The following is an 18,766-nucleotide window of genomic DNA, read 5'->3' on the forward strand; positions in this document are numbered from 1 at the left end:
GTTTCAGGCGGCGTCGTTCTCGACAAGGCCTTCGGGCCGTCCGACGATGGCCACCAGCAGCCTGGCGTCGCCGATCAGCCTTTTGGCGACGCGATTCGCGTCTTCGAGCGTCACCGCCTCGACTTCCGAATTGCGGCGGTCGAGATAGCCGGCGTCGAACCCCTCGCGTTGCAGATGCAAAAGATGGCCGGCGATCTTGGTCGAGGTGTCGAAACGCAGGGCATAGGAGCCGGTGAGGAATTTCTTGGCTTTTTCCAATTCGTCCGCCGTCGGTCCCTCTGCGGCGAGCCGCGCGCATTCGGCCTCGATCACGCCGAGCGACTCGCCGGCGCGCTCGTTCTTGGTCGAGGTGGCGCCGATCAGCGACGGGCTGCTTTCGGCGGTGGTCAGCGAGGAATAGACCGAATAGGTGAGGCCGCGCTTTTCGCGCACTTCCTGAAACAGCCGCGAGGTGAAGGAGCCGCCGCCCAGAATATGGTTGACCACCATGGCTGCGATATAATCCTTGTCGGCGCGGGCGATGCCCGGCCGGCCGAAGCGGATATTGGCCTGCGGCACGTCGAAATCGACGACGATTCGCCGCCCCAGCCCATGAACCTCGATCGCCGGGACCGGCGCGAGATCGGCCCTGGCCGGCAGGCCGGCGAAAACCGCGTCGACATGGGCGGCGAGCCGTGCCGCGTCGATGGCGCCGACCACGGCGATTTTCAGCGTGTCGCGCGCCAGAATCCGGCGCCGCAGTTCGACCAGATCGTCGCGGGTGACGGCGTCGATTTCACCCAACTCGCCGCGCGGCGAGCGCGCATAGGGATGATCGGGCCAGGCGGCCCGCCGCCAGGCCTGCGCCGCCATGGCGTCGGGCTCTTTCGACTCGCGCTTGAGCATGGCGTTGACCTGCCCGCGCACCCGCTCCAGCGGCGCGGCGTCGAGACGCGGCGCATTGACCGCCAGCGCCAGCAATTCGAAGGCCTTGTCGATATGGCGCGAGAGCGTCTGCAAACGTCCGCCGAATTCGTCGCGCTCGACATTGAAGCTGAGGCGGATGGCGTGATCGTCGAGGGCGCGATGAAAGGCTTCCGCATCGAGATCGCCCGCGCCTTCGTCGAGCAGGGCGGCGAGCAGGGCGCCGGCGCCCGCCTTGCCGGGCGGGTCCTGCGACGCGCCGCCGGCGAAGGAAAACTCCACCGCCGCCAGCGGCACGGCGTAATCCTCGACCAGCCAGGCTTTGACGCCGCCCGGGCTGACGACATGCTGGACGCGCTCGGCGCGGGAAACGGCAGGGACGGGAACGTTCATGGGACTCGTTTCTTTGAAATTTCAGACTTCTTCCTTGAGCAGATAGCCGCTGACGGCGCGCTTGCGGTCCAGCCACTGGAACGCTTTCGCCACGTCCTCGACGCTGACCGCCTCGATGCGGCCGCTCCAGCCCAGCACGTCCTCGACGGTCTCGCCATTGGACAGCGCCGCGCCGAACCAGCGCGCGAGACTCGCCTGATTGTCCTGCGCATAGACGGCGTCGGCGACGAGCCGCGTCGCGGCGCGGGCGACATCGGCGGCGCTGACGCCCTCGCGCGCGGCCTCGCTCAGCACTTCGTCGATGGCGCTTTCCAGTTCCTCCAGCGACACGCCTTCGGCAGGCATGGCGAAGACAAAGAACCGGCTATCGTCGAGCGCGTCGGCGAAATAATAGGCCCCGGCCATGACCGCCTTTTTCTGCTCAAGCACCAGCCGGCGATAGAACAGGCTGGTCTGGCCGCCGCCCAGATGATGCGCGAGCACGTCCAGAGCTTCCGATTCGCCCTTTTTCGCGGTGCGGGCCGAGGGGACGAGATAGATGCGCTCGAACGCGGGCTGCTCGACTTTGGGGTCGGCGAGTTTCACCAGCCTTTGCGCGCGGGGCTGGGGTTCGCGCGGACGGTCGCGCACCGGCGCCTCGCCGCGCGCCGGGGTCTTGCCATAGGTCTCTCGCGCGAGCAGCTCGACCTCGGGCGCCTCGACATCGCCGGCGACGACGAGAATGGCGTTTTCCGGCGTGTAGAACCGGCGGTAATAGTCGAGCGCGTCCTGGCGCGACAGGGTCTCGATCTCATGGCCCCAGCCGATCACCGGCACGCCATAGGAATGATGGGTGTAGAGCGCGGCGTTCATCGCCTCGTCGAGTTGCGAGGCGGGATCGGTGTCGGAGCGCATCCGCCGCTCTTCCAGCACCACATCGCGTTCGGGCGCGACGATCTCGTCGGTCAGGGTCAGGCCGGTCATGCGGTCGGCTTCGAATTCCATCACCGTGCGCAGATGTTCGCGCGCCACGCGCTGGAAATAGGCGGTGTAATCGTATGAAGTGAAGGCGTTTTCCTGGCCGCCCAGTTCCGCCACCACATGGGAGAATTCGCCCTGCTTGTGGACGTGGGTGCCCTTGAACATCAGATGTTCGAGGAAATGGGCGATGCCGCTCTTGCCGCGCGGATCGTCGGCCGAACCGTTGCGATACCAGACCATGTGGGTGACAACGGGCGCGCGGTGGTCGGGAATAACCACCACTTTCATGCCGTTGTCGAGGGTGAAATGGTCTACGCGAGGGCCGGAGTGGCGGTCGCGGCCCTCTCCGTTGCCCGGCGGCTGCTCTTTCGCCGCGCTTGAGGGGAAAGCCGAGACAGGGTTAACCAATGCGCGCGTCCTTGTGGTCGAGGTAACGGGATCTATCAACCAATATAGAACGCGAAAGCCGGAACCACAGCCCCGGCTTGCAAAAAACACCGAACAAACGCGCAGCCGCGTCAGAACAGGCCGAAGAACTTCTTGTCCTTGGAGAAATCGCCGTCCTTCAGGCCGGAAACCTGACCGTCGGCGCCGGGCACCTTTTGCAGATATTCTGCCGGCGGCTTCGTCAAGGCCTCGTTTTCCGGGTTTCGCGCGATGGCGCGCGGTCCGCTCTCGCGCGGCGGCGGCAGCACCCGCTGCTGCGGCACAGCGAGTTTCGGTCGCTCGCTATAGTCGATCGATTCGCTCGGCTTGGGGCCGCCGAGGCCGACCGCCTTCCAGATATTGTCGAACATGCCCGGCTTTTCAGGAGCGACCGCAACCGGCGCCGGGACCAGTGTGGATTGGGCGGGAGCGGCCTGGACCGGGTTGACTGGAGCCGGGTTGCCCCGGACAGGATTGCCTTGGACTGGATTAACTTGGACAGGGTTGGCTTGGACCGGGACGCCCTGGACTGCGCTGCCCTGGACCGGGGTGGTCTGGACCGGATTGATCTGGAGCGAATTGCCGGACGCGGGAGTGGCGGGGGCCTTGTCGGCCGGCTTGGCGCCGAAGCCGACCGTGTTCATGACCTTGTCCCAGATCCCGGCTTCCTCCGCGCAAGCCGGGGCGCCGGAAACGGCGACCGCTCCTCCGATCATCACGCAGGACAAAACAAAAAAGCGGGCGGAGCCCACGATGTTCTTGCAGAATGCGTTTTTCGTCAAATCCATGGTCTAACCTCGAAACGTCTCGCCAAAGCCCGAATTGCGGAGGTCTAACGCGCCTTCAAGGCGATTTCACGGCATTTTCACGCCTTCCGGGTCTTGTCTGGCTCGGGCGTCGCGAGGGAGTCATATAACAACAGCGCCACACCGGCAACAATCGCCGCGTCGGCGAGGTTGAACACGTAATTCGACAAAGGCCCCAGCGAAAATGGCGTGTGAAAATAGAGGAAATCCGCCACCGCGCCGTGAACCAGCCGGTCGGAGGCGTTGCCGAGCGCGCCGCCGATCAGGCAGCCGAACCCCGCCGCCGCCGCCGGCCCGCGCGCGCGCCACAGCCAGACCGCAAGGAAAGCCACAGCGATCAGCGCCACGCCGACGAGCGCGTAGCGGCCGAGATCGCCGTCGGAGCGCAGCATCGTATAGGCGATGCCGCGATTCCAGCTCAGGGTCAAAGCGAGAAACGGCGTCAACGCAATGACCGGACGCTCCGGCCCGCCGAGCAGGCCGATCGCCCAAAACTTGCTCGCCTGATCGAGCGCCAGCACAAGGGCGGCGACGCCGAAGCCAAGCCAGCGGCGGCGCGTTGCGGGCGAAAAGCTCACGACCACAGGCCCAGAGCGCGCAATTCGCGCAAGGCCTGCGCATCGCGCGGCGTCACCTCGGGAAATTCCGGGTCGGCGCCGACCAGCGGCGAAATCCGCCACGAACGCGCGCATTTGCGCCCCTGCGCGCGGCGGCTGACCACGCCGACGCCCGGCGTTTCCGGCAAGGTGAAAGCGTCCGGCGGCGGTTCGCCGGCGACGATCTCCATGGCCGAGGTAATGCAGATATCTGCGAAATCGACCCCTTCGAGCGCCGCGCGCAGATTGGCGTCGGCAATATAAACCTGCGGATCGGCCTCCAGTGACGAACCGATGTTTTTCGCCGAACGCTCGATTTCGAGCGCCCCGGTGACGACGGCGCGGAGGCGACGGATCGTCCGCCATTTCGCCGCCAGCGGCTCGTCGCGCCAGATTTCCAGCCCGGACGGGAACTGGGTCAGGTGGATCGACGCCGCCGCTTGCGGGCGAAACCCCTGCCAGGCTTCCTCGGCCGTAAAGCACAGGATCGGCGCGAGGAATTTCAGCAGCGCGTCGCATAAAAGATCGATCGCCGTCAGCGCCGCCTTGCGCGCCTGGCTCGAAGGCGGGTCGCAGTAGAGGCAATCCTTGCGGATATCGAAGTAAAACGCCGACAGGTCGCCGGTCATGAAGGCCGACAGCAGCGCCACGACTTTCTTGTAATCGAACTGGGCGTAAGATTCGCGGACCTGGGCGTCGATCTCGGCGAGGCGATGCAGGATCGCCCGCTCCAGTTCGGGCATGTCTTCGCGCGTCACGGCCTGCGCGGGGTCGAAATGGGCCAGCGCGCCGAGCATCCAGCGCAGGGTGTTGCGCAGTTTGCGGTAGGTTTCGGAAAAAGTGGCCAGAATTTCTTTGCCGATGCGCAGATCGTCGGAATAATCCGACGCCGCCACCCACAGGCGCAGGATGTCGGCGCCGGAATCCTTGATGACGCTTTGCGGCGCGATGACATTGCCGAGCGATTTCGACATTTTCCGTCCCTTTTCATCGAGGACGAACCCATGGGTCAGGACGGAATCATAGGGCGCGCGGCCGCGCGTGCCGCAGCTTTCCAGCAGCGAGGAGTGGAACCAGCCGCGATGCTGGTCGGAGCCTTCGAGGTACATCACCTCGTCCGGTCCGCCGTCATGGCGGCGGCGGATGCCGGCAAGGCTCGGGAAGTTTGTCGGGTCTTCGAGGGTGAAGGCGTGGGTCGAGCCGGAATCGAACCAGACGTCGAGCACGTCGTCGATCTTTTCATAATCGGCGGGGTCGTGATCGGGCGCGAGAAATTTTTCCGCGGCGCCATCCCTGTACCACGCGTCGGCGCCTTCTTCCGCGAAGGCGGCGACGATGCGGGCATTGACCTTGTCGTCAACCAGGATTTCGTGGCCGCCTTTCTTGACGAAAACCGCGATCGGCACGCCCCAGGCGCGCTGGCGCGACACCACCCAGTCCGGGCGGTTGGCGATCATGCCGGTGATGCGATTCTCGCCCGCCGCCGGCACCCAGCGCGTGCGGGCGATTTCTTCGAGCGCGACTTCGCGCAGCGTCGCGCCATTGGACGGCGCCCCGCCGATGGCGAAAGGCTTGTCCATCGCAATGAACCATTGCGGCGTATTGCGGAAGATCACCGGCTTTTTCGAGCGCCAGCTGTGCGGATATTGATGTTTCAGGCGCCCGCGCGCCAGCAGCGCACCCGCCTCGACCAGCGCCTTGATGACCCGCTCGTTGGCGTCGCCCTTGGCGCCCTTGTCGTCGATGACGCGCGCGCCCGGGAAGCCCGGAACCTCGTCGGTGTAAAAACCGTCGGCATCCACGGTGTAGGGAATACGCGAATCGATGCCGCGCTCGTGCAGCAACCGGCCCGAGGCCATCCAGATGTCGAAATCCTCGCGGCCATGGCCGGGCGCGGTATGGACGAAACCCGTACCCGCGTCGTCGGTGACATGGTCGCCGTCGAGCAAAGGAACATCGAAATCATAGCCGAGCGCGGCGAGCGGATGTGCGCAGGAGAGCGCCGCCAATTCGCTTCCGGGCACCTCGCTAAGCCGCTCGAAAACCTCGACCTTCGCGGCCTGCATCGCGCTTTCCGCAAGCTTGTCGGCGAGCACATAGGTCGCGCCGGCCCTGGCCCAATTGCCTTCGGGCGCGGAGGTCACGCGGTAGAGGCCGTAAGAGATGCGACGCGAAAAGGAGATGGCGCGATTGCCCGGCAAGGTCCATGGCGTCGTCGTCCAGATGACGACGCTCGCCTCCTGCCCCTTCACCGGAAAAGCCACAAACACCCAATCCGAGGTGTGGTCCTCATATTCGACTTCGGCTTCGGCGAGCGCGGTCTTTTCCACCACCGACCACATCACCGGCTTGGAGCCGCGATAAAGCAGGCCATTGGCGGCGAATTTCATGATTTCGCGTGCGATGATGCTTTCGGCCGGGAAATCCATGGTGGCGTAGCGTCCCGCCCAGTCGCCGGCGACGCCGAGGCGGACGAATTCCTCGCGCTGCACATCGAGCCAGCTTTCGGCGAAGGCCCGGCATTCCTGCCGGAACTCCACCACCGGCACGTCGTCCTTGTTGCGGCCCTTGGCGCGATATTGCTCCTCGATCTTCCATTCGATCGGCAGGCCGTGGCAGTCCCAGCCCGGCACGTAATGGGCGTCCTTGCCCAGCATGCGCTGCGACCGGGTCACCAGATCCTTCAAGATCTTGTTGAGCGCATGGCCGATGTGGATGTTGCCATTGGCGTAGGGAGGGCCGTCGTGCAGCACGAATTTCGGTTTGCCCGCGCCGGCTTCGCGCATTTTCTCGGTGAGGCCGATCTCGGCCCAATGGGCCAGCAATTCCGGCTCCTTTTTCGGCAGGCCGGCGCGCATGGGGAAATCGGTGCGCGGCAGATAAAGAGTCGCGGAATAATCGGGGCCGGTTTTTTCGGTCATAAGTCGGAACTCGCGGAAAATGTTATCGGCGACAAGGTCGTGCGGAACCTCCCGGCGCGCGTCTGAAACAGATCAGGCGCGGACCGGGCCGATAATTCGCGGCGAGCGGGAAAGGCAAGAACGGGAAAGGAACATCATGGGGCCTTTAAACAAGAATTTTCGGCCCGGATAAAGGGCGCTTTGGCGCGCAAGGCGCTTTTTGTGGATTTTCCGCCTCGGATTTCAGGCTATCGGGAGTGGTCCCGTCCGAAAAGGCAAGGGGCGCGGCTGGCTGGCCGCGCCCCTTGATCCGTTCACAAAGCGGAGGCCCGATCCCCCTTGCGGGAGAGAAAGGCCCCTCGTCTTTTCAGTGCGCCATCGCCTTGATGATGCTCTCGACCACCTTTTTGGCGTCGCCGAACAGCATCATCGTATTATCCTTGAAGAACAACTCGTTCTCGACGCCGGCATAGCCCGAACTCATGCCGCGCTTGACGAACATCACCGTCTTGGCCTTTTCGACGTCGAGGATCGGCATGCCGTAAATCGCCGAGGTCTTGTCGGTCTTGGCCGCCGGGTTGGTCACGTCATTGGCGCCGATGACGAAGGCCACGTCGGCCTGGGCGAATTCGGAATTGATGTCCTCCAGTTCGAACACGTCGTCATAGGGGACATTGGCTTCCGCCAGCAGCACGTTCATGTGGCCGGGCATGCGGCCGGCCACCGGATGGATGGCGTATTTGACCTCGACGCCTTCCTTCTTGAGGAGATCGCCCATTTCGCGCAGGGCGTGCTGCGCCTGCGCCACCGCCATGCCATAGCCCGGCACGATGATGACTTTCGACGAATTTTCGAGAATATAGGCGGCGTCGTCGGGAGAGCCCTGCTTGACCGGACGGGTTTCCGCCGCGCCGGCCGCTGCCGCCGTCTCGCCTCCGAAACCGCCGAGAATCACCGAGACGAAGGAGCGGTTCATGCCCTTGCACATGATGTAGGACAGGATAGCGCCCGACGAGCCGACCAGCGCGCCGGTGATGATCAGCGCCATATTGCCGAGCGTGAAGCCAATGCCCGCCGCCGCCCAGCCCGAATAGGAATTGAGCATCGAGACGACCACCGGCATGTCGGCGCCGCCGATCGGCACGATCAGCAGGACGCCGAGCGCCAGCGAAATCAGCACGATCAGCAGGAACAGGAAATGCGAGCCGGTCGCGAAGAAGGCGACGGCGAACAGGAACAGCGCCGCCGCCAGCGCGATATTGATCTCATGACGCTTCGGCAACATGATCGGCTTGCCCGACATGCGGCCGTCGAGCTTGAGGAAGGCGATAATCGAGCCGGTGAAGGTCAGCGCGCCGATCGCCGCGCCGAGCGACATTTCGATCAGGCTGGCGCTGTGAATGTCGCCGGGAACGCCAATGCCGAAAGCCTGCGGCGCGAACAGCGCGCCCGCAGCCACCAGCACGGCGGCGAGGCCGACCAGCGAGTGGAAGAAGGCCACGAGTTGCGGCATCTTGGTCATTTCGATCTTGCGCGCCAGATAGGCGCCGAAACCGCCGCCGAGCGCCAGTCCGAAGGCCGCCAGCAGCCAGCCGGAGAACCCGGCGGGCGGGCGCAGGGCCAGCGTGGTGACAATGGCGATCGCCATGCCGATCATGCCGTACTGGTTGCCCTTGCGCGAGGTGGTGGGATGCGACAGGCCGCGCAGCGCGAAGATGAACAGGACGCCGGATACGAGATAAAGCAGGGCCGCGAGATTGACGTTCATGGACCTCAGCCCTTCTTCTTGTACATGGCCAGCATGCGCTCGGTGACGAGGAAGCCGCCGAAAATATTCACCGATGCGAGCACCAAAGCGATGAAGCCGAAGATCCGCGCCCAGGCCGGGCCGCTGTCCGCCGGCCCGGCGGCGGCGGCTGCAGCACCGGAGGCGTCGACGCCGACCGAAAGCAGCGCGCCGACCACGATGACCGAGGAAATGGCGTTGGTGACCGACATCAGCGGCGTATGCAGGGCCGGCGTCACCGACCAGACCACGTAATAGCCGACGAAAATCGCCAGCACGAAGATCGCCAGCCGGAAGATGAAGGGATCGATCGCGCCGCCGGTGGCGGCATGGGCGGCCGCGCCGGCGGCGCCGGCGACCTGATCGGCGTAATTTTGCGCGGCTTCGGCGGCGGCGCGGGCGGCGGCGGCGGCGGATTGCGCCCGATCGACGATGGTTTGCGAGTCAGTAGCCATGGAATTCGCCCCTCTCCTGGGCTGACGAAATTTTCGGGTTGGGCTCTATGAGCGGGTCGAAGGCTTCAGCCTTGCGCGAAAGCGGGATGAACGACGGCGCCGTCGCGCGTCAGCAGCGTCGCCTTGACCAGTTCTTCCTCGGGGTCGATCTTCAGGGCCTTGGTTTCCTTGTCGATCAGGGTTTCGAGGAAAGCATAGAGGTTTTTCGCGTAAAGCTGCGAAGCGGTGGCGGCGAGTCGGCTGGCGATGTTGAGAAAGCCGATGATTTTCACGTGATTGGCGGTGGTGACCACTTCGCCGGGCTTCGACAGGGCGCAATTGCCGCCGCGCTCCACCGCCAGATCGACGATGACCGAGCCGGGACGCATGGATTCGACCATTTCCGCCGTGATCAGCACCGGCGCCGGACGGCCCGGAATCAGCGCAGTGGTGACGACAATATCCTGCTTGGCGATGTGGCTGGCCGTCAGCGCTGCCTGTTTGGCCTGATATTCCTTCGACATTTCCTTGGCGTAACCGCCCGCCGTCTGCGCCTGCCTGAATTCATCGTCCTCGACCGCCAGAAATTTGGCGCCGAGCGATTCGACCTGTTCCTTGGTTGCCGGGCGCACGTCGGTCGCGGTAATGACGCCGCCGAGGCGGCGCGCGGTGGCGATGGCCTGCAGTCCGGCGACGCCGACGCCCATGATGAAGATTTTCGCCGCCGGCACGGTGCCCGCCGCCGTCATCATCATCGGAATGGCGCGGCCATATTCCGCCGCCGCTTCGAGCACCGCGCGATAGCCGGCAAGATTGGCCTGCGACGACAACACGTCCATGACCTGGGCGCGGGTGATGCGCGGCATCAATTCCATGGCGAAGGCGCGGACCCCGGCGCCCGCGAGTCCCCGAAGAGCCTCCTGCTGGCCATAGGGGTCCATGATGGCCAATACCGCCGCGCCCGGATGGACGCCGGCCAGCGTCGAGGGGGAGGGCCGGCCGACCGCCAGCACGACATCGGCGCCCTCGACCGTCGCAGCCGCGTCGGCGGCGATCCGGGCGCCGGCCTTTTCGTAATCGCCGTCGAGAATGCCGGAATTGACGCCGGCGCCCGACTGCACGACGACCTCCGCGCCCAGAGCGGCGAGTTTCTTGACGGTTTCTGGCGTCGCCGCGACGCGCTCTTCATCGGCGGCGGTCTCGGCGGGAACGGCTATACGCATGAACGGCTCCAGATGGCCCGCGATGCGCGGGTCTTGAAAGGCGCGCGGCGGCCCGCGCGCAAAATCGGCTTGGAATTTTCCCGAGAATTTTTCCCGAGAATTTTTTAGACTTTATTCTCGGGAATTTATTCCTGGGCGTTTTCGCGAGCATTTTTCGCGAGGGTTTTTTTCCGGGATTCTCCTGAAATCTCCCTTGTTTTTCAGGGCGCCCAGGGCTTTGGAATGGGTTAAAGGGTCAGGTAGGCGAGCAGCAACACGGCAAGAACGACCCCTATCGTCGCCCATTTGAGCAGATCGATGAAAAACCGGTAGGTGGCGACATGCGCCGCATAATCCATCGCCGGAGAATAATTCATCGACGCGTGCCCATCCGGGTGGTCGCCTGCGGTCAATTGGTCCGCCGCCATGTTTTTCTCCCCTTGAGCGACAGGCTCCGTTGCAAGCCTCGCCCTTTTTGGTTTTCTCAAAAGGACTGGCCCAAGGCAATCCTTATTAGGTCTCGGTGGCAGTTTGGCGAAATCGGCGTCGCGGTCAAGCCCGACAGAAAGTTGAAGATTGAAAGTCGGGTCACAGGCCGGGGTCAAAGTCCGACCTGCTCCAGCGCCGCCTGCTGCCGCGCCGCCACAGCGTCGAGATCGAAATCCGCCAGCGCCTCCTCGAACAGGCGATGGAAATTGAGCCGCGCCGAAAGATGCAGGAAGGCGCCGCCGAGGCCGATGGCCGCGCGGTCCATGAAAACGAATTCGCGTGGAATTTGCACCGACCCCTTTTCACGCAATTGCGCGTGGACCTGCGCCGCCTCGCGCCGGCCATAGGCGCCCGCCTTGACGCCATCGGCGATGGTGCGGACGCGGTCTTCGAGCAGCGGACCGAGAATGAAGCGCGCCCAGATGGTCAAGGTCTCGATCCGGTCGCTGTTGAGGCCTCGAAAACCCCAGGACTCGTAGGCATGGGCGATCTGGTCGCGGTTGTCGGCGCGCAAGGCGCGATAAAGCTGGATCACGCCGCCGACGAAGGATGGCGGGAAAATCCGTACGCAGCCATAATCGAGCAGGTTGATTCCCGCGGGTTCTCCGTGCGCGCCGTCCCCGCGAAACACCGTGTAATTGCCGAGATGCGGGTCGCCGTGGATCACGCCGTAATGCGCGAAAGGCCGCCACCAGGCGGCGAAAATCGCCTTGGCGATGGTGTTGCGATGCTCTTCCGGCGCCTCGACGAGGGACAGAAGCTTCTCGCCCTCCAGCCATTCGAGCGTCAACAGACGCCCGGTGGAAAGCCCGTCGAAAACGCCGGGAACGCGCACTTCCGGGCTGTCCGCCAGCATGATCCGGTAGAGACGCGCATGTTTCGCCTCGCGGAAATAATCCAGCTCCTCGCGCAGCCGCTCGGCGACTTCCTGCGCCGCCTCGCGCGCGTCGATCGCCGAATCGATCCGCCGGTGCAGGGCCAGAGCCAGGTCGAGCTGGGCGAGATCGGCCTCGACCGCCGAGGCCATGTCGGGATATTGCAACTTGCAGGCGAGATCCTCCCCCTCCGGTGTGGTCGCGCGGTGAACCTGGCCGAGCGAGGCGGCGGCAGTCGGATGCAGATCGAAAGCGCCGAAACGTTCGCGCCAGTTCGGCCCCAGTTCGGCGGCCATGCGGCGGCGCACGAAGCCCGCGCCCATCGGCGGCGCCTCGCTCTGCAGGCTGGCCAGGGCCGCCGCGTAATCGGCCGGCAAGGCCTCTGGGATGGTGGCGATCAGCTGCGCCGCCTTCATCAGCGGACCCTTGAGCCCGCCGAGCGCGCGGGCGAGCGCCAGAGCGTCGCCGTCGCCGCCCTCGCCAAACAGCCTCCCGCCGGCCATACGCGCGGCAAAACCGCCCGCCTGCGCGCCAATGGCGAGATATCGCGCGGCCCGGGCCGAAAAGCGATTTTCCTCGTTATCCTTCATGGGTCTTTTCTTCCTTCGCGGCGAGCCGCGAAGGATTGATCCCTCGCATGAGCCGTAACGGCGTCTTTGGACGCCCGTGATCCGGCCGGCTTCGGTCGGGTTTGCTCGTGGCCGGCCCCGCGGGGGCCGCACATCAATTCCTGCCCCCTTATAGTCGCAGCAAGGTCGCGCGGATCAAATCCTCGGCGGCGCGCGGCTGGGTCACCGGCAGCATATGGCCGCCATCGATCAAGGTCAGCTGCGTATTCGGGTTTTTCGCGCAAAAATCCTCGCCCTGCGCCTTGGGGTCGAGCAAATGGTCCTGCGCGCCGAACAAGACGCCGATCGGCAATGCGAGCGAGGCATACCGCGCCGCCATTGGCGGCAGTTCTTCGGGCTGATGCGCAATGTCGCGCGCGGCGGCGATCAGCGCCGGCGGCCGCGCCGAAAGGATCGCCCCGCCACGCCGCCAGTAGTCGCGCGCCATCGGCTCGGGACCGAACACCTCTTTGCGCGCCGTATTGAACGACAGCAGCGTCGCGAGCGGCCCCAGGGTCCAGGCGCCAAGCCATAGCGCGAGGGGCGAGCGGAACGCCAGCGCTCCGAAAGGCTTTGGCGGAGCGGAGATCGAGTGGGTCAGCGGCGCGATCAGGGCGAGGCCGCCGACTTTGGCGGGATGGTCGAGCGCCAGAGCCAGGGCAACGGCGCCGCCGAGCGAATGTCCGACGACCAGAGGTTGACGCAAGTTCATCTTGTCGATGATTTTGGCGACCAGATCGCCCTGCGCCTTCAGGCTCTGCGAGGGCGCCGCCTGGGAATAGCCCGAACCCGGCCGGTCGATCAGCACGATCCGGCGCTCCGGAAACCGGCCCGCGAGCGCATAGGTGAAATTGTTCAGTTGGCCGAGCAGCCCGTGAATGAACAGGATCGGCGGCGGCGAAAGCCCCGGCTTGTCGCCGCTGTCGATCACATGCAGGCGCAGGCCGCCAATGTCGATGAATTGGCCTTTTGGAGGAGCCAGCGCCTCGATCAGGCGACAGAGGCCGATATTGAACAGGACCAGCGCCGCGATGGCGAGCAGTGTCCAGAACAGGAACGAGAGCAGAAGGAGAACGGCCATGTTTGCTCAGGGGACGCGGGCGAACTGGCGCAGGACCATCTGCTCAAACAACGCAATGTCAATCGTCGGCGCGCTCACAATGCCGGTTTTGCGGGGCGCGGGCGGCGGCGAGCGGCCGAACGATCGGCCTTGAAGCCGACGCAAGCACAGAATTCGCGTTCCATTGGACGGACCCAAACTTTTTTCCTTCATTCCGGTCCGCCTCGCGCGGACTTTTGAGGCTTTTGTCCTTTACGGGGACGACATTTCAATTCAGCCTCTTGCCGCGCCTCAAATTATCGTTTATATGTAAACCAATATCGGGCGCGGCCATGGCCGCGCAAAATTTCAAAAAAAGCCGGAGGAAACCATGCCGAGTTACCAGGCGCCCGTCGCGGACGTCCTTTTCCTGCTCAATGACGTGTTGCGCATGCAAGATCATGACGATCTCGCCGGCTATGCCGAAGCCTCGCCCGACATCGTCGTCGCCGTGCTCGACGAGGCGGCCAAGCTCGCCGGGCAGCAATTGCAGCCGGTAAACCTGTCCGGCGACCAGGAAGGCTGCCGCCGCGCCGCCGACGGCTCGGTGCAGACGCCCAAGGGTTTCAAGGCCGCCTATGACGCCTATGCGGAAGGCGGCTGGATTGGTCTAGCCTTCGACCCGGCCTATGGCGGCCAGGGCCTGCCCTATCTGCTGGCCGCCGCCGTCAGCGAATTTTTCATCTCCGCCAATATGTCGCTGTCGATGTATCCGGGACTGACCGCCGGCGCGGCGGCGGCCCTGTTGACCCATGGGTCGGAAGAGCTGAAACGGCTTTACGCGCCGAAAATGCTCGAAGGCCGCTGGACCGGCACGATGAACCTGACCGAGCCGCATTGCGGCACCGATCTCGGCCTGTTGAAGACGCGCGCGACGCGGCGCGACGACGGTTCTTTCTCGCTGACCGGCCAGAAGATTTTCATCTCCGCCGGCGAACATGATCTGACCGAGAACATCGTCCATCTGGTGCTGGCGCGCATCGAAGGCGCGCCGGCCGGCGTCAAGGGCATATCGCTGTTCGTCGCGCCGAAATTCCTGCTCGACGCGGCGGGAAACCCCTCAGAGAAAAACGCAGTGTCCTGCGGTTCGATCGAACACAAGATGGGCATTCACGGCAATTCGACCTGCGTGATGAATTACGACGGCGCGCAGGGGTGGCTGGTCGGCGAGGAAAATCGCGGCCTCAACGCCATGTTCGTGATGATGAACGAAGCGCGACTAATGGTCGGCGTGCAGGGGCTGGCGCAATCGGAAGTCGCCTATCAGAACGCCGCATCTTACGCGCGCGAGCGTTTGCAGGGCCGCGCCCTTACCGGCGCGAAAAGCCCGGAAAAGCCCGCCGATTCCCTGCTGGTCCATCCGGACATTCGCCGCATCTTGCTGGAAATCCGCGCCTTCAACGAGGCGGGTCGGGCCTTTGCCTTGTGGCTGGCGCTGCAAAGCGACATCGCCCATCGCAGCCCGGACGCCAAGGCGCGCGAAAAGGCCGCCGATCTGCTCGGCCTGATGACGCCGGTGCTCAAGGGCGTGCTGACCGACCGGGGCTTCGACAATTGCGTCAAGGCGCAGCAGGTTTTCGGCGGCCATGGCTATATTGTCGAATGGGGCATGGAGCAATTCGTGCGCGACGCCCGGATCGCCCAGATTTACGAAGGGGCCAACGGCATCCAGGCGCTCGATCTGGTCGGGCGCAAGCTGCCGGCGAATGGCGGGCGGGCGATCACCGCTTTCCTGACCGAGGTCGGCGCCTTCCTCAAGGCCAACGATGGCGACGAGGCGCTCAAACCCCTGCTCGGCCCCCTGAGCGCCAGCCTCGGCCATTTGCAAAAGGCGACGCTCTGGCTGATGCAGAACGCCCTGGCCGCTCCAGACAATGCGGGGGCCGCCGCCACCGATTACATGCATCTGCTGGGGCTGACGGCGCTGGGTTACATGTGGGCGAAAATCGCCAAGGCGGCCTTTGCCGACGCCGATCCGGCGCGCGCCGACTTTTTGCAGGCCAAGCGGGCTTGCGCCCTGTTCCATGCCGAGCGCATCCTGCCGGAAACCGCCTTGCGCCTCGCCCGCATCCAGACCGGCGCCGGCGTGACCATGAGCCTGCCGGCGGAGCTGTTTTGAGTTAGGGGCGCTCTTCCTTCTCCCCTTGCGGGAGAAGGTGGATCGACGCCGGAGGCGTCGAGATGGATGAGGGACCGCACTTGGCGGCGACGCCCCCTCATCCGGCGCTCCGCGCCACCTTCTCCCGCAAGGGGAGAAGGGATGAAGCTGAAATATCCGTGAAACAAATTAAATCGACATTCGTCCCAAAGAGGAACCGCCATGACGGAAGCTTTCATCTACGACGCGCTTCGCACGCCGCGCGGGCGCGGAAAACCAGATGGCGCGCTGCATGAAGTCTCCACGCTCGGCCTCGCGGTCAGCGCGCTCAACTCCCTGCGTCGTTCCCTGCCCGAGCCGGGCCTCGTGGACGACGTCGTGTTCGGCTGCGTCGATCCGGTCGGCGAGGCCGGCGCCAATATCGGCCGCGCCGCAGCGTTGGCCGCCGGCTATGGCGACAGCGTCCCTGGCCTGCAGATCAACCGTTTCTGCGCCTCCGGCCTCGACGCGGTGAATTTCGCCGCCGCGCAGGTGATGGCCGGCCAGCACGACCTGACCGTCGCCGGCGGCGTCGAAAGCATGAGCCGGGTCGGCATTGGCGCGTCGGGCGGCGCCTGGCCGGTCGATCCCTCCATCGCCATTCCCTCCTATTTCATGCCGCAGGGCGTCTCCGCCGATCTGATCGCCACGAAATATGGATTTTCACGCGACGACGTCGACGCCTATGCGGTGGAAAGCCAGAAACGCGCCACCAAAGCCTGGGCGGAAGGACGCTTCGGCAAATCCATCGCGCCGGTAAGGGACGCCAATGGCCTGACCATTCTCGGCCATGACGAGCATATCCGCTCGGACGCCACGATGCAGTCGCTGGCGGCGCTCAAGCCCGCCTTCCTGATGATGGGCGAACAGGGCGGTTTCGACGCCGTGGCGATCCAGGCCCATCCCGAACTGGAGCGCATCGAGCATGTCCATCACGCCGGCAATTCCTCCGGCATCGTCGATGGCGCCGCCGCCGTGCTGATCGGCAACCGCAAGGCGGGCGAAAAACTCGGGCGCAAGCCGCGGGCGAAGATCCGCGCCTTCGCCAATATCGGCTCGGAACCGGCGCTGATGCTGACCGGCCCGGTCGATGTGACCCGAAAGCTGTTCGCCCGCTCAGGCCTGTCCTTCAAGGACATCGACGTCATCGAGATCAACGAGGCCTTCGCCGCCGTGGTGCTGCGCTATATCCAGGCTTTCGATCTCGATCCCGAAAAGGTCAACCCGAATGGCGGCGCCATCGCGCTCGGCCATCCGCTCGGCGCCACCGGGGCGATGATTCTGGGGACGGCGCTCGACGAACTGGAGCGCGCCGACAAATCGCTGGCGCTCGTCACCCTGTGCATCGGCGCCGGCATGGGCACCGCCACCATCATCGAACGCGTCTGAACGGGAGATACCGATGAACCTCACCGAATTCCGCCTTGAGACCGACGCCGACGGCATTGCCCTCGTGACCTGGGACGTTCCCGGCAAGAGCATGAATCTGATCGACTTCCCGATGATGATTGAACTGGAGCAGATCGTCGACGCGACGACCGCCGACGCGCAGGTCAAGGGCGTCGTGCTCGCCTCCGGCAAGGAGCATTTTTCCGGCGGCGCCGACCTGACCATGCTGGAGGCTGCGGGCCGCGCCTTGCGCGAAGCGTCCAAACGCGACGGCGCGGAAAAGGCGATGCAGGCCTTTTTCGACGCCACCTCGGGCCTGTCGCGCATCTACCGCAAGATCGAAACCAGCGGCAAACCCTGGGCCATCGCCATCAATGGACATTGTCTCGGCGGCGGCTTCGAACTGGCGCTGGCCTGCCATTACCGCGTCATGGCCGATGACGACAAGACCCGCGTCGGCCTGCCCGAAATCAAGATCGGCCTGTTCCCGGGCGGCGGCGGCACCACCCGCGTGGCGCGGCTGATGCCGACGCCCGACGCGCTGCAATTGCTGCTCAAGGGTGACCAGATCAAGCCGGCCGCGGCCAGGGCGAAGAACCTGGTCCACGCGCTGGCGCCGCGCGCCGAGTTGGTGCAGAACGCCAAAAACTGGGTCAAGGCCGGCGGCAAGGGCGTCGCGCCCTGGGATGAAAAAGGCTGGAAAGCCCCGTCCGGCAAAATCTTTTCGCCCGGCGGCATGATGATCTGGCCGCCGGCCAACGCCATCTACCGCCGCGAGACCTTCGACAATTATCCGGCTGCGCGCGCCGTCCTGCAAACGGTCTATGACGGGCTGCAATTGCCGATGGACCTCGCGCTGCGCGTCGAGAGCCGCTGGTTCGCCAAGGTTCTGCGCTCGAAGGAAGCGGCGGCGATGATCCGCACCCTGTTCGTCTCGATGGGCGAATTGAACAAAGGCGCGCGCCGGCCCAAAAACATTCCGCCGACCGCGATCAAGAAGATCGGCGTCCTCGGCGCCGGCTTCATGGGAGCCGGCATCGCTTATGTATCGGCGCTGTCAGGGATCGAAGTTGTGCTGATCGACCGCGACCAGGCCGCCGCCGACAAGGGCAAGGCCCATGCCGAAGGCCTGCTGGCGGCCGCCGTCAAAAAGGGCCGAAGCACCGAGGAAGCCAAGGCGCGCACCCTGGCGCTGATCACGCCCACCGCCGACTATGCGGCGCTGCGGGGCGTCGATCTGACCGTCGAGGCGGTGTTCGAGGATCGCGCCGTCAAGGCGGAGGCGACGGCAAAGGCGTTGGCGGTGGTCGGGCCCGACGCGATTTTCGCCTCCAACACCTCGACCTTGCCGATCACCTCGCTCGCCGCCAACTGGCCGAAGCCCGAAAATTTCATCGGCGTGCATTTCTTCTCGCCGGTGGACAGGATGTTGCTGGTCGAAACCATTCTGGGCGAAAAAACCGGCGACCGGGCTCTGGCCGTGGCGCTCGACTTCATTCGCGCGATCCGCAAGACGCCGATTGTCGTCAACGATTCGCGCGGCTTTTTCGCCAATCGCTGCGTCACCAATTATCTGCGCGAAGGCCATCTGATGTTCGCGGAAGGCGTGCCGGCGGCGATGATCGAGAATGTCGCCCGCATGGCCGGAATGCCGGTCGGGCCTTTGTCGCTCAACGACGAAGTGGCGCTCGATCTCGGCTGGCGCATCCTGCAGGCGACCAAAGCCGATCTCGGCGAACAGGCGGTCGATCCGGCGCAGGAAA

At 64.8% G+C, this 18,766-nt stretch carries 14 protein-coding genes; 3 read left to right on the forward strand and 11 right to left on the reverse strand.

From position 1 onward, the window contains the following. Positions 1-3: 3 nt before the first annotated feature. From QZY01_RS17940 to QZY01_RS17990, 11 genes are all read right to left on the reverse strand, one after another. Positions 4-1,296, reverse strand: coding sequence for a pitrilysin family protein (locus QZY01_RS17940; RefSeq protein WP_294539948.1), 1,293 nt, complete (start codon positions 1,294-1,296; stop codon positions 4-6). A 21-nt stretch (positions 1,297-1,317) separates the two neighbouring features. Then, on the reverse strand, positions 1,318-2,664 hold the full coding sequence (locus tag QZY01_RS17945; protein ID WP_294539950.1) for a pitrilysin family protein: 1,347 nt from the start codon (positions 2,662-2,664) through the stop codon (positions 1,318-1,320). A 110-nt stretch (positions 2,665-2,774) separates the two neighbouring features. Beyond that, entirely contained in the window at positions 2,775-3,470 is a 696-nt protein-coding gene (locus QZY01_RS17950; protein WP_294539952.1) for a hypothetical protein, read from the reverse strand. Positions 3,471-3,547: 77 nt separating this feature from the next. Beyond that, entirely contained in the window at positions 3,548-4,066 is a 519-nt protein-coding gene (gene lspA, locus QZY01_RS17955; RefSeq protein WP_294539954.1) for a signal peptidase II, read from the reverse strand. Beyond that, positions 4,063-7,005, reverse strand: coding sequence for an isoleucine--tRNA ligase (ileS, locus tag QZY01_RS17960; RefSeq protein ID WP_294539956.1), 2,943 nt, complete (start codon positions 7,003-7,005; stop codon positions 4,063-4,065). The genes lspA and ileS overlap by 4 nt, the downstream gene beginning before the upstream one ends. A gap of 346 nt (positions 7,006-7,351) precedes the next feature. Next, positions 7,352-8,752, reverse strand: coding sequence for an NAD(P)(+) transhydrogenase (Re/Si-specific) subunit beta (locus tag QZY01_RS17965; protein ID WP_294539958.1), 1,401 nt, complete (start codon positions 8,750-8,752; stop codon positions 7,352-7,354). A 5-nt stretch (positions 8,753-8,757) separates the two neighbouring features. Continuing rightward, on the reverse strand, positions 8,758-9,225 hold the full coding sequence (locus tag QZY01_RS17970) for a proton-translocating transhydrogenase family protein (protein ID WP_294539960.1): 468 nt from the start codon (positions 9,223-9,225) through the stop codon (positions 8,758-8,760). Positions 9,226-9,290: 65 nt separating this feature from the next. Continuing rightward, complete coding sequence (locus QZY01_RS17975; RefSeq protein WP_294539962.1) at positions 9,291-10,427, reverse strand: Re/Si-specific NAD(P)(+) transhydrogenase subunit alpha; 1,137 nt, start codon at positions 10,425-10,427, stop codon at positions 9,291-9,293. 227 nt (positions 10,428-10,654) lie between these two features. Then, positions 10,655-10,834, reverse strand: a complete 180-nt coding sequence (locus QZY01_RS17980; protein WP_294539964.1) for an aa3-type cytochrome c oxidase subunit IV — start codon at positions 10,832-10,834, stop codon at positions 10,655-10,657. A 173-nt stretch (positions 10,835-11,007) separates the two neighbouring features. Then, the gene (locus QZY01_RS17985; protein WP_294539966.1) at positions 11,008-12,360 is read right to left on the reverse strand and encodes an AarF/ABC1/UbiB kinase family protein; all 1,353 of its coding nucleotides are present in this window, start codon (positions 12,358-12,360) and stop codon (positions 11,008-11,010) included. 148 nt (positions 12,361-12,508) lie between these two features. Beyond that, positions 12,509-13,459 carry an alpha/beta hydrolase gene (locus tag QZY01_RS17990; RefSeq protein WP_294539969.1) on the reverse strand — a complete coding sequence of 317 codons (951 nt, stop codon included), beginning with the start codon at positions 13,457-13,459 and terminating at the stop codon, positions 12,509-12,511. A 349-nt stretch (positions 13,460-13,808) separates the two neighbouring features. Here QZY01_RS17990 and QZY01_RS17995 point away from each other — a divergent pair, with 349 nt between their 5' ends. The 3 genes from QZY01_RS17995 to QZY01_RS18005 all read left to right on the forward strand — a co-directional run. Next, the gene (locus tag QZY01_RS17995) at positions 13,809-15,596 is read left to right on the forward strand and encodes an acyl-CoA dehydrogenase C-terminal domain-containing protein (protein ID WP_294539971.1); all 1,788 of its coding nucleotides are present in this window, start codon (positions 13,809-13,811) and stop codon (positions 15,594-15,596) included. Between the two features lie 201 nt (positions 15,597-15,797). Continuing rightward, positions 15,798-17,003: an acetyl-CoA C-acetyltransferase gene (locus QZY01_RS18000; RefSeq protein ID WP_294539973.1), complete on the forward strand. Its 1,206-nt coding sequence runs from the start codon at positions 15,798-15,800 to the stop codon at positions 17,001-17,003. A gap of 13 nt (positions 17,004-17,016) precedes the next feature. After that, on the forward strand, positions 17,017-18,766 hold a 1,750-nt coding region (locus QZY01_RS18005; protein WP_294539975.1), incomplete at its 3' end, for a 3-hydroxyacyl-CoA dehydrogenase NAD-binding domain-containing protein.

The organism is uncultured Rhodoblastus sp., from assembly GCF_903903185.1.
Lineage (GTDB): Bacteria > Pseudomonadota > Alphaproteobacteria > Rhizobiales > Beijerinckiaceae > Rhodoblastus.

Excerpts from the sequence above, each read along its gene's own strand:
- QZY01_RS17980 (WP_294539964.1), bottom strand. The coding sequence starts at position 10,834 with ATGGCGGCGGACCAATTGACCGCAGGCGACCACCCGGATGGGCACGCG.
- QZY01_RS17975 (WP_294539962.1), bottom strand. The coding sequence starts at position 10,427 with ATGCGTATAGCCGTTCCCGCCGAGACCGCCGCCGATGAAGAGCGCGTC.
- ileS (WP_294539956.1), bottom strand. The coding sequence starts at position 7,005 with ATGACCGAAAAAACCGGCCCCGATTATTCCGCGACTCTTTATCTGCCG.
- QZY01_RS17965 (WP_294539958.1), bottom strand. The coding sequence starts at position 8,752 with ATGAACGTCAATCTCGCGGCCCTGCTTTATCTCGTATCCGGCGTCCTG.
- QZY01_RS18000 (WP_294539973.1), top strand. The coding sequence starts at position 15,798 with ATGACGGAAGCTTTCATCTACGACGCGCTTCGCACGCCGCGCGGGCGC.
- QZY01_RS17950 (WP_294539952.1), bottom strand. The coding sequence starts at position 3,470 with ATGGATTTGACGAAAAACGCATTCTGCAAGAACATCGTGGGCTCCGCC.
- QZY01_RS17990 (WP_294539969.1), bottom strand. The coding sequence starts at position 13,459 with ATGGCCGTTCTCCTTCTGCTCTCGTTCCTGTTCTGGACACTGCTCGCC.
- QZY01_RS17985 (WP_294539966.1), bottom strand. The coding sequence starts at position 12,360 with ATGAAGGATAACGAGGAAAATCGCTTTTCGGCCCGGGCCGCGCGATAT.
- QZY01_RS17940 (WP_294539948.1), bottom strand. The coding sequence starts at position 1,296 with ATGAACGTTCCCGTCCCTGCCGTTTCCCGCGCCGAGCGCGTCCAGCAT.
- QZY01_RS17970 (WP_294539960.1), bottom strand. The coding sequence starts at position 9,225 with ATGGCTACTGACTCGCAAACCATCGTCGATCGGGCGCAATCCGCCGCC.
- QZY01_RS17995 (WP_294539971.1), top strand. The coding sequence starts at position 13,809 with ATGCCGAGTTACCAGGCGCCCGTCGCGGACGTCCTTTTCCTGCTCAAT.